Below are 15,139 nucleotides of genomic sequence, written 5' to 3' on the forward strand. Positions count from 1 at the left end.
AATCCTTATTTTGAATTTAACATCCCTTCAATGTAATCCAAACTACGAATCAACATATAGTCAGGTTTGATGGCATCATTCGAATGTTCTTTTAAATATTGATCAGCCTTACCATTTTTCTTCGCATATTCTTTGATTGCGTTTAAGTTAAACTTGGATTTGACAACACCTTCGTGTGGGATGAGTGGTAAATGATTCCACATATCCTCTTCACGGTAACGGAAAGGAAAGGATCCGTCAGCTTCTTCTGAAACTTCGATGTCTGGAGAAACCCCTACCACTTGGATGGTTTTTCCGGATGGAGAGTAATACCTTGCGTTTGTGATTTTTAGTAAGTAATTTGGGTTATTGTCCAAATGTTTTAAGGTTTGGACAGTTGCCTTCCCAAATGTACGTTCTCCGAGTAAAATCCCTCTTCCATGGTGTTGGATGGCACTCGCAACAATTTCCGAAGCCGAAGCAGATTTTGAATTCATTAAAATGGCTAACGGAAGTTTTGTGATGTCTTTGATTTTTGCATACTTTTCATCATCACTTCTACCTGGTGTTCTTGTAGAAACAATCACACCTTTTTCGATGAACATATCTGCAATATCCACTGCTAAATCCAAAAACCCACCAGAGTTTCCGCGAAGATCCAAAATAAGTGCTTTTAATGGTTTGCCATTTTCTTTTGCAGTGCGTTCCATTTCTGCAAATGCTTCCGCAATTTGTGTATCAATGGGTGGTTCCCCGTTGCCTGGTTTCACAAATCCTGTGAGTTTGATGTAAGCAACTTGAGGGTTTTCTTTTACGAGGTGGTAGGTAACGTTTTTAATTGTAATCTTATCTCGAATCACTTCGATATCAAATTTGCCAGTGTTTCCCTTTCTTGAAATGGTTAACACAACTTTGGTGGCCTTTGGCCCTTTGATTTTTTTTACCACTTTATCTAATGATAAATTTTTGATGAGTTTTCCATCTACAGCAACAATGTTGTCTCCACTGCGGATCCCTGCTTTCAGAGCGGGGCTACCTTCCAATGGATTTTCTACGATGACTTCTCTGCTTCCTCCACCAGAAAGGATGGCACCGATCCCTTCAAAGGAACCATCGCTGATTTTGGACATGGACTCTTCCCATACTTCTTCCAAAAATACATTGGAGTGTGGGTCTAAGGAATTCAAATAACCATTTGCCGCAGCAACAAATACTTGTTCCATGCGAAATTCTTTCTTTTCGTCTTCCTCTTCTTCTGGAAGTTCACCATCAAGTTCGACAAGCCCTTTGAGAACTGGAGTTTTGTATGTTTCTAAGTTGTCATTGATATAAGCGATGACTCGATCAAAATCTTTCCGTGAAAAGTTGATTTCTTCCCAACGAGCAGAGATCACCGATTTTTTTAATTTTTCTTTTTCGATGAGTTTTTTGAGTTCTGGATCAGAGAGTTTTCTGTTTTCATTTTTTTTACGTTTCTCTTTTTGGATTTTTTCCACCTGAACGTAATCGGGATCAAAAATCACAAATTTATCAGAAGGAGAAATCTTAAACGTAGTCCCTGGCCAAAGGTCTTCCTTATCATCATACTTTTCTCGTTCTTTAAAATAACTTTCTGGGTAAATATAAAGTGGGTGAGGTAAACTTAAGAAAGCAAAACTAGCAGCATCGGTATAAGCTCGATTTACATTGATGTGTTTGTCGATGTAGAGTTTGTCAACGGTCCGAATGACAGTTTCAAAGTCTTTGTAATCAAATTTCGTTTCGGTTTTTTGAGCTTTTTTTGCTTCTGGTTCACAGGAAATAAACCCTACTGGAAGGGCAAAACTGAGAATGGTGAAAAAGGATAGTAGATAAACAAATCGTTTCAAGGGATCTCTCGTAAAGTGGATAGATTATCCTAAGAATTTCCGAATTTCCAGTGTAGGCAACACAAAAAAAATTGGGACAAAACTAGGACACACGTATATCATAGACGGTGGCATGCGCGCATTGGTTGTCCTGATTTTCGCCCTTTCTTTCGGGTTTTGTTCCTCGGAACCTGGTAAGAATCCCAATCGTAATCCTTACAGCTTGGATACCTTACTTTTTTTGGAAGAGGTTTTGCTCGATGTATGGGAAAATCCATCGGCTAAAGAAGATGCCATGTCTCGTCTAAGGTATGTTTGTCGAACAAAAGATACTGATGATGGATATTTGTGTTATATGTGGGGTCTACTCGAATTCCAAAGAGGGAATTACAACGAAAGTTACACTGGTTTTCGAAAAGCCTTAGACAAAAGTCCAAATGACACACTTTACAAAAACATGATGCGAATCTCCGCAGAGAAATCCGGAAACCTTTCCGATCTCAAATCTCATTCGTATGATGGAGACGTACTTGCTACCCTTTCGGAATTGGAAATTGGCTGCCGTGAGGGCAAAACTGAAGTGTACCCTAAATTTCAATTTTTAATCACGCGGGGAGTGTTCACAAAGGAATCGTTAAAACGGGGATCTTTTGTGAATTGTTTTCAGTCATTAGAAACAAACGAACAAATTGCACTCTTAAAAGAAGTGAAAAACGCCAATGTATCTTACAGAGAACGACTGTTGGCTGACCAAATGAAAACGGATCCCTTTACCAAAATTTGGGACACTTCTGGATTTCACAGAGGTGACTCTGCAAAAGAAATGGTGGGTGCGACTGCCAGTGCTGTCACTGCCAATGTAGGTGAGGGTTCTGGAGTGAATGTTTCGGGGGGATTCGGTTCTACCCGTTCCCAAACACTGATCACTGATGCTTGGAAAAAGGTAAAATTGGCTTCGAGCTCCGGCAATGAAACATTAGCAAAAGAAGCTTTAAAACAATTTTTAACGGAAGTGCAAGGGAACAAACGAAAGGGAAAATCAGAAGCGATGATGGCAGAGGCCCTGCAACGAGCAGCAAAACTCCTCATCGAACAAGACCCTCAGTATGTTAAGATCCGCTCCCTTGCGAAAGAACTCTAAGATAGTCTTTTACCGTTTTTTCCAGTCCATCCACAAGGCTTTGTGAAATCAACCTGTGTCCAATGGATACTTCTTTCAAATAAGGCAGTTTTGCAAAAACTAACAAATTATTTGTATCCAAATCGTGGCCAGCATTCACAGCTAATCCCAGTTTGTTTGCTTCCATAGCCGCTTTCTGGTAAGAATCAAAAATTTTCATTCCTTCGCTTTTGGAAACATCATAGGCATGGGCAAAAGGTCCCGTGTAGAGTTCAATCCGTTCGGCTCCAAGAGCGACTACTTGATCATAAAATCGAAAATCCGTTTCCATAAACAAAGAAACTCGGATCCCTTCGACCCGTAAGGTTTTTACAATTGGTTGTAAGGATTTGAATGTTGTGGGATCTCCAAAATCAAAACCGTGGTCAGAAGTGATTTCCCCAGGTTTTACTGGAACCAGTGTGGCTTGGTCAGGTTTCGCTTTCAGCACAAGCTCCAAAAAGCGTTCACTTGGTTCGCCTTCGATATTGTATTCTTTTTTAGAAAATCCTAATTTAGTAATTTTTTCGTTGTAAGAATGTAAAAACTCCTGTAATTCGAATACATCTTGTTTGGTGATATGCCTTTCGTCTGTACGTGGGTGAACAGTGATCCCATGAGCACCTGAATCCAAGATGAGTTCTGATAATTGTAAGAGATGGGGGAGAGATCCCCCACGTGAATTGCGGAGAGTGGCGATCTTATTGACATTGACACTTAATTGGGTCATAGGAAAAAAAAAACTTTTCATTAATTTTCATCCAGGAGAAAACCGTCCAATTTCAAAAAGGTTGTCCCAGAGAGGGGATTCCCAAAACTGTCAAAAGTACGTTTATGGTCGCAAAAAAAGCAGCAAAGAAGCAGGCCCCACCCAAAAAGAAGGTGGTAGCCAAAGAAAAGTCAACTAAGGACACAAAGTCCTCTTCCCCGAAGGAAGATAACAAAAAGGCGGGAGCCGGGTCAAAAACCCCTGCAACCAAGGCGAAAGCTGTGCCAGCACAGAAAACAGCCCAAGCCACAAAGGAGAAACAAGCTCCAGGGGCAAAACCTCCTGCAGTGAAAATCGATCCGAACAACCCACTCGGAAAGAAATTCAGCTGTTACTCCTGTGGAACGAAGTTTTATGATTTGAACAAACCCGAAAAAAAATGCCCCAAATGTGGAGCTGACCAGTTGGCAAAACCAGCGATCAAATCCCGAATGGCTGCCATTCGCAGTTCGGAATACGAAGTGGAAGAAGAGGAAGAACCAGTCATTGAAGATGATGAACTCTTAGAAGAAACGGAAGAATTAGAAGAGGCCGAAGAAGAGGAGGTCGTTGCCGAGGAAGAGGAGTGATCCTTCCCATCCTTGGTGGACCTACCGGTTCTGGAAAAACCTCTCTTTCGCAAGCACTCGACCCAAAACGTTTTGAAATTGTTTCTTTTGACTCGCGCCAAGTCTACCGGGACCTTCCGGTAGGCACAACGGCACCCACTCCCCAAGAATCTTCCACCATACGACATTGGCTCGTCGGTTTTTTAAACGCTGATGAAAGTATCAATGCAAACCAATTTTCTCTTTTAGCCCGTGAGGCAATTGGAGACATCCAAAGTCGTGGAAAAATTCCTTTCCTCATAGGAGGAACTGGGTTTTACCTACGAGCATTTTTACTCGGTATGTATCCCGTACCAAATGTACCCATGGAAACAAAAGAGTATGTAGCCAAACTCTCTTTAGAGGAAGCAAGGGACCTCTTAGAGAAAAAAGATCCAAAAGCAATGGAATCCCTATTTGCCCAAGATGGATACCGGATCAAACGTGCTTTGGAGGTTGTACTCACAGGAGTTTTGTGGTCAGATGTTTCCAAAGAAACGGTGGGTGGGTATTTGGAAGACCATCCTCAAGTAAAACTCATTGGCCATTGGATGGATTGGCCTAGAGAAATTCTGTACAAACGAATCAACAGGCGTGTCGAAGAAATCGCAAGTGCAATGTTAGAGGAAACGAAAGTTGTGGTTTCTAAGTATGGACCAGGCTGTCCTGGCCTACGCACCTTAGGTTACAATTTTGCGCTTGCATTCCTAAATGGAATGATAGACAGTAATACATTCATTGAACAGCTGGCGCAAAGTCATAGAAATTATGCGAAGAGGCAAATTACTTGGTTCAAAAAAGAATCATTCCTTTCGCCCATTTCTTATGATGCCGCTGTCCAACTGTATACAAATATAGAACAAAGATAGAGAGAACACTCGGGATTTCCAATGTCGGCAAAAAACAACATCCAAGACCAACTTCTAAACACAGCAAGAAAGGAGAAAATAGATCTCACCATCTACCTGTTAAATGGAGTGCCATTAAAAGGAAAGGTTGTCAGTTTTGACAATTTCACCATCATTTTAGAAAACGAAAACAAACAGAATTTGGTCTACAAACACGCCATTTCTACCATCATTCCGGCAAAACCGATCAAACTCCACAGCGAGGAAACACCGAAAGAAGCAGGTGGGGCATAACTCTTTTCTAGTTTTCCTCTCTTTCCCTTTCTAAATTCTGGTTCCAAACCCTATGGCAAAATTACCAAAAGAATCCCCAGTGGTTCTGATTATGGCGGGAGGAAAGGGAGAGAGGTTTTGGCCTCGTTCCCGCACCAATTCCCCTAAACAGCTCCAAAAAGTATATTCTAACAAAACCCTCTTAAAGGAGACCATTGACAGGGCCCTTACCATCACCTCTCTTGATCGGATCTACATTGGAACCAATGCCAATCTCAAAGCGGAAATCTTAAAAAAAGATCCAAAATTCCCATCGGGCAATTTCATCATCGAACCAGAGGGGAAAAATACAGCCCCCATCATTGCCCTTTCGGCCCTTTACTTCCAAAAAAAATATGGAAACCCCAATCTCATCGTTTTATCTGCAGATGCCTTCATTGATCCCATCAGAGAATTCACAAAAACCATTGAAGAGGCTCTGTACGAAACGGCCAATGGAATGGTTTTACTGGGGGTCAAACCAAACCGACCCGAAGTGGGGTATGGTTATATCAGCACAGGTAAGCCAACTGATGTTGGTTATACGGTAAAAGCATTTTTTGAAAAACCTGATTTTAAAACCGCACTCAAATACATCAAAAAAAAGAATTTTTATTGGAATCCAGGGATTTTCCTTTTCCGAACGGAAACCATTCTTTCAGAACTCGAACGCCATGCCCCACATATCCTTGGTCCTTTGAAAAGTGGATTTCCATTTAAGAACTTTGGGGATTTGAAAACTGCATTCCAAATGTTGCCTTCGGAAGCAATCGATACTGCCATCATGGAAAAATCGAATCGTATTCGTATGGTAGAAGCAACCTTCAATTGGGATGATGTCGGATCTTGGATGTCACTCGAACGAATTTTACCTGGTGACAAAGAGAAAAACCACCACCAAGGAAAGGAAGTGCATTACCACAAAGCATCAGGGAATATTTCATCTGTTCAAAAAGAGCTCATTGCCTTTCTTGGTGTGAAAGATCTCATCGTTGTGGAAGAACCGGATGTACTCCTTGTGACCTCACGAGAAGGTGTGGGTGAGATCAAAGCGATGTTATCCAATATGCGGAAAAATAAAGTTTTACAAAAGTACCTCGACTAGAAATTTGACAGAACAGGCTTGATATAAGGAGGAAGGAATGCCTTCCGGAAAAAAGAGAAAGCGCAGAAAAATCGCAACCCACAAACGTAAGAAAAAACGCAGAGCCAACAGACACAAAAAGAAGAAATAATCTTTCTTCAGTGACTTAATGTTTCCTCCGATAGGTTTGTTATGAAACAAGTCTGGAGGAAACAGAAACCCCGCACACCCGGTTTCATCCGAGCATTTACCATGGAAACACCTCTCGGGGATGTCCTGGAGGCTGAGTTTAATTTTCACGAACGACTCGTTCGTTTATCTGTCGAAATCAAAGAAGAGAAAGGTCGTATGTACGGAGCCACCGTGAAAAACGGAACCGTGCAATCCGAGAAGGACATTACTTCTGGGCGTGCCTATCCGGTCTTTCGTAAGATTTGGCCATTTCGCGAATACTTTAGTTCTCTCCCTGACAAAGATATGTTGGCGACTCTGGGCGGAGCGTATGAAATTTACCCTCCCTTCCAACCAGAGGTTTCGGAAAAAAAACGAAACGCTCGCGGACCAATGGAGTCGGCACTATTCCCGTCTACCCGGTATGATTCCATCTTTGGGATTGTCCGTGAGACAAAGTTCCAACGTTGGAGAAGGGAACGAAGAGAGGCGAGAGAAGCGCGAGGATCGCTCTGGACACGTTTCAAACGAAGGGTCTGGGGAGATTTGCAAGATATCTGTCTGGGCGTTGGATTTGGCTGTTTGGTCTATTATGTATATTATGATTATGTCGTATTAGGTCTCTGTTTGGGAATCTTAGGGATGGTCGCAGGCCTACTGGATTTTCTTGTGAGAAAACGTTCTGTCCTGATGACAAAAGTGTTGTCATTTCTCAGTTTCGGTTCATATTTTTTCTACAACGGCTACGTCTATTTTTAGACGCAAGTAGTAGAAATTGATATGGCAAAAGAAACATCCCAAGCAAACCAATTCATCCATGAGCAGTACATCATATTCAATTTGGGCGATGAAGAGTATGCCATCCCCATCACAATTGTTGAAGAAATTGTAAAAATCACAAACCTAATCCGAGTTCCACAATCGAAAAGTTATTTTGCCGGGATCATGGACATCCGAGGCAAAGTTGTCCGGATGATTGATCTTGCCAAACGTTTGAATATCAAAAATGTTTCGGAGACTTCTGATCGTGCGATTGTCATCAATGTGTCAGGTAAATCGATTGGGGTCATCGTGGACAAAGTGTCACATGTGGTGCATTTTCCCGCCAACCAAGTGGACCCACCTCCTCCATCAGTCAAAGGGATTTCCTCACGTTACATCACAGGTGTAGGTAAAAAAGATAACCGGTTCATCATCCTCATCGATATCGAAAAAATCCTCACTGTCGAAGAGATGACGGAACTTGCTACCGTCTAACATCGGTAAGCCTGATGGGAGTGGATTCAAATTGATTCAATTGATTGAGGTTCCGCTGATGCAAATCAGTGAGATTTCCATTGTTTACGTTTTAGTCCAAAGTTAAAAAAACAATGATCATCTCTAAATTTTATTACTTACGGAAAAACTTATACTCCATGGCGGAACTTGTTTTGGAACAAGTGATCCTTCTCAGTGAAGCATTGGAGGCTGATGATTATGAACAAGCACTCAAAATTGTCGAACGAGATGATCTCATCGATGATTTAGAAAAGGAAAATGATAACCTTTCCCAAAATGCCATCTTAGAAGCGGTGAGTAACCGAAACATTCTTGGGATGGGAGATGTGGACAATGATATCGTTTTAAAAAAAGACCCATTACGGTTTGCCCTTTCAGCGATCCGGATCACAAGGAACATGGAACGAATGGGAGACCAAGTGGTGAACTGTGCGGATGTGTTCCGTCATAAAACCATTCGCAAAGGTCTTTTTAAAAATGAAGAACCGATGACCTTAATATTGTCTCGGGTCACCACACTTGCGGGAATGGCGATTGAATCCCTTGTGGAAGAAAAAGAAAGGTTTATGGGAAGTGTGAATTCTCTAGAAGATGAGTTGAACGATCTTTGTGACCAAGCCTTCCAAAAGTATAGAGCCGTTCCAGATATGGAAAAACAAGAATTTGCCGATGTGTATCGGATCATTCTCGCATTGGAGCGGTTAGGTGACTATGCGGTGAACGTAGCAGAGGAACTTGTTCGTCTCAATACAGGAAAAGACATACGACATTTGGAAAATGTAAAATCGAAACCGGCTCAATATCCGTAAGCAAAATTTCTCATTGTCGAATTGAACAAAGAATTATCTTTGTTTAAATTATGATTTCTGCTACCTTTATCTTCAAACAAAAATCTACTGATATTGAATTTGAAACCTTAGATCATTCCATAGAAAAATTTGTAACAAACCATCCTGAATATTTAGGAAGAGACCAATGGTCAAACCAGGAAAAAGGAATTTTAGCAGTTGTGTATTACTTTCAATCCGAAAAAGGACTGGCTGCATTAAAAACATTTTCCGAACATAAAGAAGCGAAATCCAAATATGACAAATGGTATGAAGGATACAAAGTGATCATCTCACAAGTATTACATACGTATGGTGACGGTAATTTGGATCATTCGATTCTAGATAGATCAGAAATTTAAGTTCGCTCAAAAATAGTAGATCAATCGGATGATCCCTCAATCGCACTTTTGCTCTTTACAATATTTTTGTATGTCTGCAACAAATCTTCGATATAAAAAGGTTTACTGATGAAGCCATCCATACCCACTTCAGAGCACTTTTCTTTGTGTTCGTCTAAGACGTGAGCAGTGACTGCGATGATGATGGATTTTTTTTCTTTAGAAGTTTCCATTTCTCTTATCTTTAACGTGGCTTCGAACCCATCCATGACGGGCATTTCACAATCCATCAAAATCAAATCATAATGTTTTTGTTTGGCCAATTCAACTGCAACTTTACCATTTTCTGCTAAATCAAATTTGATGTGTTGTTTTTTCAGTAACCCACCAATCACTTTTTGGTTTAAAACATTATCTTCTACAACAAGGAAAGTTTGGTTCAAAAAGAGTTCATTTTGGTGATCTTCCTCTAAAGGATACTTTTCCTTCTTTTCTAAATGATTTGGTTTATCTTTTTGATCGGCCACTAAAAGAGGTAAGAGGCACCAAAAGGTGCTGCCAACATTTTGCACACTTTCGACACCTATGTTTCCACCAAGTAGTTTTACCAAACGTTCCGAAATCGCTAATCCAAGTCCAGTTCCACCATACTTACGTGAGGTGGACGTATCAACTTGGGAAAATTTTTGGAATAGGGAAGGAAGTTTGTCTGGGGAGATTCCAATGCCAGAATCCTTGATTTCAAACAAAAGGGAGTTCCCTTTTTTGCTAATGATCAAACTGACAAAACCAGTTTCTGTAAATTTAATCGCATTTCCAATCAGATTGAACAAAATTTGGCGGATACGTCCTGGATCAGAGAGTATTTCCTCTGGCACATCCGAATGTATGGTATACGTAAATTCTAAATTTTTAGTACTCGCTTCAATGTGAAAAAGATCAAAGATTTCTTTGACCAAGTTTTGCAATTGGAAAGGGATAGTTTCAATTGCCAGTTTTCCCGCATCAATTTTAGAAAAATCTAATATATCATTTAAAATATTTAAGAGGGCTTTGCCGGCATCTGCGATTGTTTTAATTTAAGACTTTTGTTCTTCATCTAATTCGGTTTTAAAAAGAATTTGAGTGATTCCGATCTCTCCATTTAAAGGTGTCCTGATTTCATGGCTCATGGATGCCAAAAATTCCGATTTGGCACGACTTGCCATTTCTTTCTCTTCGTATAACTCCTGTAATCTTTTTTGCGTAGTGTTCAAACTACTCAAAATTGATTTTGTATTCTTTGTTGGATAAATTTCTCCTGTGAATTTACCTTCTCCTAATAAAGAAATCCTACGAAATACTTCATCCACACTTCCTCCCATAATCGAAACAAGAGATCTATGTGTTAAATACAAACTAAATCCAAATATGATTCCTGAAAAAATAAGTATGCTTCGAAGGAAAAAAACTTTTTCTTTGGCATCTAAGATAGCCTTGGTTGTTCTATCGTCCAATTGATGGTACAAATCATTGATCGGCTTCATAATCTCTGCTTTGCATTTTAGATATTGGTCATCAAATAAAATTTGTACAGCTTTAGGATTGGGTTTGCCTGTTTTTAATTCCAAATCAATTAGTGCCATCGATTCGAATTCAATTTTAGTCAGTTCATCAGACTTTTCTTTTGACAAAGATAATAAAGCATAATCGGATTCTAAAAATTCGGCCTGTTTCATGGCGTCATAAATGCTAATTTTATCTCCATCTTCAGAAGGAGGAAGGAGCTCATCTGCTATGACCAAATCCCAATAGGCGTAATCATAATCTTTTGGACGTGCGATCTTTCCATTTCGAATTTCTAAAATTCTTTTGAAGTAAAGTTTGTACTTAGTTTCCTTTTGGATCGAATACAATCTTACCAAATTTGTGAGTTGGTCAGACGACTGTCGGAGTTCATTTGCAATTTGAAGTGATCGGTGCCTGTTCTCTTCCGCAGCATTAATTTTACGTTCGCTTGCTGTATAAAAAGTGAAGGCGATGCTTACAAAAATGAATAAAATAAAGTTGGTCAGAAGGTAAGGAAACAAACTTCCTTTTGGCGACGAAACTGTATCCAACATGGCGATAGTTTACATAGATTAGAAAAGTAGTAAAGGAGAATATTCGTTGTGGAAAGGGAATTCCGAAAACGAAGGGAAGAATTAATCCTAAAGCAAAGAGTAATTTTTACCTAAGGATCAAAATACAGAAATCATCGCTTAGGCTGTTCCAATCAAACTAGGGGAAAAAAATTGCCAATTTTTTAAGCAGTGAAATTTGTTATTTCTACTAGGATTCTTTCTGTTTTACGACTTCCCTTCCATATAAGCTTGTAATTCTTGTTGGAGTCCCTCTGGTAAACTTAAACCCCTTGCCCTAATCCTTTCATTGTATTTGTTAAAAGACATTCTATGTTGGTTGGTGTTTAAATACCCTTCCAAAGCTTCCGATGCCCAAGGAATGATCTCTTTTACAAAATCATGATTTTCTTCTAATTGGTCACAAAAAGGAATGAAAAGGGGACGATTGACAGGCCTTCCTATGTTTCGATAAAATAATAAACAATAAAGTGTTTCGTCTCCCAAAACTGATTCGGTTCGAATTTTTTCTTCTACATATTTGAGATTGATTGCATCTAAATAATCAATATTAAATGATTCAGGTGCCAATCGTTTTGTGACATACTTAGAGATTTCTGTTTTAACAAAAGTTAGATTGTTGCAGTGAGAAGGACAAGTGCCTTGGTCTTTGTGAAGGTCACATTCTAACAATAAAATGCAATCTACATCTGAAGTAGGATCCACAATTCCAAAATTGATGGATCCTAGAAGTTCGAGGGCTACTTCATAACCTTTTCTGGATAGTTCTTGTGTTGCCAAACGAAAGGCTTGCATACGTTTGAGGGCATACTTGGTATCATAATTTCTGTATTTATTTTTGAGAACAAGATACCTTTCGACTATATTTTTGGACATGGTGATTTGCCGAATGAGTTTGGGATTGAATTTTAGTGAACGCCATTTGTCTTAAGAATACAACACCTTTTGTATTGGGAATTTTGAAATTTCGCCGATAATTCAGAACAGGAAGGAATGGAATTTGTTGTCACAGAACTTGGTCAATCTGGTCTCTAGAAAAAATAAATCCAAGTTCACCATGGTTTTCTTATTTGCTTTGGTCCAAATGGCTCTCTTTGCAGGTGAGGAAGACCGAAGAAATCCACTTTCGGGTTTGTACCTTTCTCCTTTGCAGGTCATTTCCTTGGAGGAAGTCAAATCCCTCGACACAGAAAAACGCATCACCATTGATGAAGATTCTGGAATTGCCCTTCGTGATGAACCAAAACCTGTTGATCCGAATGCTCCCGATGTGCCAGTAGTGCCTGGAGCTGATCTTCCAGTCGATCCTGGACAAGAAACAGGTCCTAAAAATTTAGAAACTAAGATCCGTGAGGCGGAGGGATTACTCAAACGGTATTACAGCCAGTTCATTGAAGAAAAAAGGATTTGGGAAGACCGAGAAAAAGGAAATGTTTATAATTCTCGAACGGAGATGAATGACATTCGTTTATTACTTTGGCAAAGCACTCACAAACATACAGAAACATTTATTGTCCGTGATTCTCCACTTCTTTATTACCTTCACACAAAACTTGCGAAGCTTTATGTAGAGTCGGAAAAGTTTGCCCCAGCACTTAGGCATTACCTAGCGGCATTTCGTTACCATCCGTTAGAGATGACAGAAGAGGGATATCGAACAGGAGAATGGCAAAAAGAAGACTTACTTGGATATGATGAAAGTGCAGCCAAAGAACATGAGAGATTGTATAAAGAGTGGATCCAAGCTGAACAAAATTTCAAAAAAGCAAAAGATGCCATTCATATCAAAGAAAGTAATTGGATTCGAGAAGGAAAAAAACTATCGGATTTGAAACTACAATCAAACCAATGGAACGAAGAAGTACTTAGGTTAGATGGTGTTAGAAAAAAAGCAAAATCGGATTATGAAGATTCTTATAATAAAAGGTATTTGGTTTATTTAAACAAAAGAAAACAAATTGAATCAAATGATTTATATGCATTTGCCAATGTTGTTAAAAAACTAGAAGATGATAACAAAGAAAGATTAAAAATTGTAAACAAATTGGGTACAGCGGGAAAGGGAATTTATGTACTCTTTGACTACAAACGAAATACTGATTTTTTTGCGTATGAACTGATTTTAGAGCGAGCTTATCGAATTTGGAATGAAAATCCAAATGTTTTGAATGATATCGCTGAACAATACAGACAAGATGGGAAAAAAGAGAAGGCAGCCGATTTTTACGAAAAAACTTTGAATGAGTATTTAAAAAATCCTAATCCAACGGCTGAAGAAAAAGAAAAAATCATCAAAGCAAACTTACGTTTAGCAACGATTAATGCCGATTTAAAACGAAATATTTTGGCGGGAAATTATTATGAAACATTTTTTCGTTTGAGTGCAGACAATCCTGAAAAAACAAGAGTTTCCTATGAAATTGGAGTGTTTTTCAACCAAAAGATAGGTGATCCAGAAAGAGGATCAAACTTCCTTGAGTATTGGTTGGATAAAAATAGTAAAGATTGGAATCCATCCCTTTTGGATGAGACTGGTGTTCCCGAAATGGAAGCCATTGCTTATTTTTATCTCAGTAAAAAAGATAAAAAACAAAAAAAATATGAATTAGAACAAAACAAGTTAAACATCGCACTCATGCAATGGAAAAAAATTGATGAGAAACTTATTTTAGCTGAAAAAGAAAGAATGGAGTTGATTGAGAAAAAACAAACTCTCAAAAAAGACCTAATGGTTACAACTCTCGATGATGTATTGTCTCAATACCGTTTGATGGATTTAAAAATTGAAGACCAGGAAGCAGTGATTCGAGTTTTAGAAACCAAACGAAACAAAATCCCGTTAATTAAAATCTTATTTCGATTAGGTGTCCTTTCCGAAGAAAACAGGGATTTTAAAAGAGCACAAGAATACTATGAATTTGTGATTAAAGAAGGTGGTGAAACAGAGGTGCGTGTAGCATTAAAAGAATTGGAAAGGATTAAACGTATTTTAGAAACGGGTAACATCCAACCTCCCATCAACGAGAGTATTTGATGATTTCATCAGTTTGATCACCAGCTAATTCTTGTTCTAAATTTTCTTGTGTATAACCTTCGTCCGGTAAAACACGAAACTTCACTTCATCTACCGTGTCCCCCTCGTATACTATTTTAATCAAATATTCTCCCGTACGTAGAAGAGAAAATTCATCTCGTATAGCAAGAGTGTCTGGTTCTACTCGTTTCTTTTTGATATCAATTTCCACAAAATCCAATTCATAACGATTGAGTGAGATATGGAAATCAGTTTCGAGGCCAGGATTTCTTGAAAATTGGTAAACATAATGAATGGTATCAGTTGGTGAAAAGATAAGGTCATCACGCATCATTTTATAATCGGTGATGGTTTGGATGTGTTTTTCTAAGATATCCATTTCTTCCATTTTCGTTGTGGTCCAACCGAATTCTCCTTTGGGTACACCACATTGAATGAAAAATAACAATAGTAATACGAAGAGAATTGGTTTTAAAGAATTCTGTAAAAAGATAGGAAAGGATAATAATAGAAACTTCTTGGACGAATTCTGTCTCATCTTACTTAAAGTTTCGTCCAAACTTTCGAAATTCCTCTTTCGAAATTAAGGTTTATTCGATAATTTTTCCGCGGTCTGAGATGTCTTTTTCTTTGGATTTGGGTCTGTAGGGATTGTTTCGTAAATCTTCTCTTGGGTTTTTGCCAAATTCTTCCGCTATTTTTGCGGGTAGGATTAAAATGCGACTCACCCAGCGGAGTAATAAAAACAGTAAAATCGATAAAACGATGATTTTTGCCATTTGG

17 protein-coding genes are annotated in these 15,139 nt (G+C 39.0%); 10 read left to right on the top strand and 7 right to left on the bottom strand.

Translation table 11 applies throughout. The annotated features are described in order from the left end of the window. Positions 1-5 precede the first annotated feature (5 nt). On the bottom strand, positions 6-1,847 hold the full coding sequence (locus tag LEP1GSC202_RS07870) for a S41 family peptidase (RefSeq protein ID WP_015676863.1): 1,842 nt from the start codon (positions 1,845-1,847) through the stop codon (positions 6-8). Positions 1,848-2,049: 202 nt separating this feature from the next. Here LEP1GSC202_RS07870 and LEP1GSC202_RS07875 point away from each other — a divergent pair, with 202 nt between their 5' ends. Continuing rightward, positions 2,050-2,967, top strand: coding sequence for a hypothetical protein (locus tag LEP1GSC202_RS07875; protein ID WP_244147665.1), 918 nt, complete (start codon positions 2,050-2,052; stop codon positions 2,965-2,967). Here the strand turns inward: LEP1GSC202_RS07875 and LEP1GSC202_RS07880 are convergent. Further along, positions 2,936-3,715, bottom strand: a complete 780-nt coding sequence (locus tag LEP1GSC202_RS07880; RefSeq protein WP_039928673.1) for a pyridoxine 5'-phosphate synthase — start codon at positions 3,713-3,715, stop codon at positions 2,936-2,938. The two genes, LEP1GSC202_RS07875 and LEP1GSC202_RS07880, sit on opposite strands and share 32 nt — an antisense overlap. 104 nt (positions 3,716-3,819) lie before the next feature. Here LEP1GSC202_RS07880 and LEP1GSC202_RS07885 point away from each other — a divergent pair, with 104 nt between their 5' ends. From LEP1GSC202_RS07885 to LEP1GSC202_RS07920, 8 genes are all read left to right on the top strand, one after another. Next, positions 3,820-4,323, top strand: a complete 504-nt coding sequence (locus tag LEP1GSC202_RS07885) for an FYDLN acid domain-containing protein (RefSeq protein ID WP_015676691.1) — start codon at positions 3,820-3,822, stop codon at positions 4,321-4,323. After that, positions 4,320-5,210: a tRNA (adenosine(37)-N6)-dimethylallyltransferase MiaA gene (gene miaA / locus LEP1GSC202_RS07890; RefSeq protein WP_015677309.1), complete on the top strand. Its 891-nt coding sequence runs from the start codon at positions 4,320-4,322 to the stop codon at positions 5,208-5,210. Before LEP1GSC202_RS07885 ends, miaA begins: the two co-directional genes overlap by 4 nt. A 21-nt stretch (positions 5,211-5,231) precedes the next feature. Continuing rightward, the gene (hfq, locus tag LEP1GSC202_RS07895) at positions 5,232-5,483 is read left to right on the top strand and encodes an RNA chaperone Hfq (protein WP_015676555.1); all 252 of its coding nucleotides are present in this window, start codon (positions 5,232-5,234) and stop codon (positions 5,481-5,483) included. A 52-nt stretch (positions 5,484-5,535) separates the two neighbouring features. After that, positions 5,536-6,606 carry a mannose-1-phosphate guanylyltransferase gene (locus tag LEP1GSC202_RS07900; protein WP_015677144.1) on the top strand — a complete coding sequence of 357 codons (1,071 nt, stop codon included), beginning with the start codon at positions 5,536-5,538 and terminating at the stop codon, positions 6,604-6,606. Between the two features lie 171 nt (positions 6,607-6,777). Continuing rightward, a complete protein-coding gene (locus tag LEP1GSC202_RS07905) occupies positions 6,778-7,515 on the top strand; it encodes a hypothetical protein (protein WP_015677045.1) in 738 nt (245 codons plus the stop codon). Positions 7,516-7,536: 21 nt separating this feature from the next. Next, complete coding sequence (locus LEP1GSC202_RS07910) at positions 7,537-8,013, top strand: chemotaxis protein CheW (RefSeq protein WP_015676414.1); 477 nt, start codon at positions 7,537-7,539, stop codon at positions 8,011-8,013. A gap of 116 nt (positions 8,014-8,129) precedes the next feature. Next, positions 8,130-8,843: a phosphate signaling complex PhoU family protein gene (locus LEP1GSC202_RS07915; RefSeq protein ID WP_039928676.1), complete on the top strand. Its 714-nt coding sequence runs from the start codon at positions 8,130-8,132 to the stop codon at positions 8,841-8,843. 50 nt (positions 8,844-8,893) lie between these two features. Beyond that, positions 8,894-9,223: a hypothetical protein gene (locus LEP1GSC202_RS07920; protein WP_015677584.1), complete on the top strand. Its 330-nt coding sequence runs from the start codon at positions 8,894-8,896 to the stop codon at positions 9,221-9,223. A gap of 20 nt (positions 9,224-9,243) precedes the next feature. Here the strand turns inward: LEP1GSC202_RS07920 and LEP1GSC202_RS20215 are convergent, their stop codons facing one another. The 3 genes from LEP1GSC202_RS20215 to LEP1GSC202_RS07930 form a co-directional block, all read right to left on the bottom strand. Beyond that, positions 9,244-10,161, bottom strand: coding sequence for an ATP-binding protein (locus LEP1GSC202_RS20215; protein ID WP_244147666.1), 918 nt, complete (start codon positions 10,159-10,161; stop codon positions 9,244-9,246). Between the two features lie 120 nt (positions 10,162-10,281). Then, positions 10,282-11,304: a histidine kinase dimerization/phospho-acceptor domain-containing protein gene (locus LEP1GSC202_RS20220; protein WP_015677435.1), complete on the bottom strand. Its 1,023-nt coding sequence runs from the start codon at positions 11,302-11,304 to the stop codon at positions 10,282-10,284. Positions 11,305-11,529: 225 nt separating this feature from the next. Beyond that, the gene (locus tag LEP1GSC202_RS07930; protein WP_015677048.1) at positions 11,530-12,198 is read right to left on the bottom strand and encodes a hypothetical protein; all 669 of its coding nucleotides are present in this window, start codon (positions 12,196-12,198) and stop codon (positions 11,530-11,532) included. A 181-nt stretch (positions 12,199-12,379) separates the two neighbouring features. Between LEP1GSC202_RS07930 and LEP1GSC202_RS07935 the strand changes: the two genes are divergently transcribed. Continuing rightward, positions 12,380-14,356: a tetratricopeptide repeat protein gene (locus LEP1GSC202_RS07935; protein ID WP_244147667.1), complete on the top strand. Its 1,977-nt coding sequence runs from the start codon at positions 12,380-12,382 to the stop codon at positions 14,354-14,356. Here LEP1GSC202_RS07935 and LEP1GSC202_RS07940 read toward each other — a convergent pair. Further along, complete coding sequence (locus LEP1GSC202_RS07940; RefSeq protein ID WP_039928373.1) at positions 14,340-14,894, bottom strand: LIC_12238 family plasminogen-binding lipoprotein; 555 nt, start codon at positions 14,892-14,894, stop codon at positions 14,340-14,342. The two genes, LEP1GSC202_RS07935 and LEP1GSC202_RS07940, sit on opposite strands and share 17 nt — an antisense overlap. Positions 14,895-14,946: 52 nt before the next feature. Continuing rightward, on the bottom strand, positions 14,947-15,135 hold the full coding sequence (locus tag LEP1GSC202_RS07945) for a hypothetical protein (protein ID WP_015676368.1): 189 nt from the start codon (positions 15,133-15,135) through the stop codon (positions 14,947-14,949). Between the last annotated feature and the right edge of the window lie 4 nt (positions 15,136-15,139).

Source organism: Leptospira yanagawae serovar Saopaulo str. Sao Paulo = ATCC 700523, from assembly GCF_000332475.2.
GTDB classification, from domain to species: domain Bacteria; phylum Spirochaetota; class Leptospiria; order Leptospirales; family Leptospiraceae; genus Leptospira_A; species Leptospira_A yanagawae.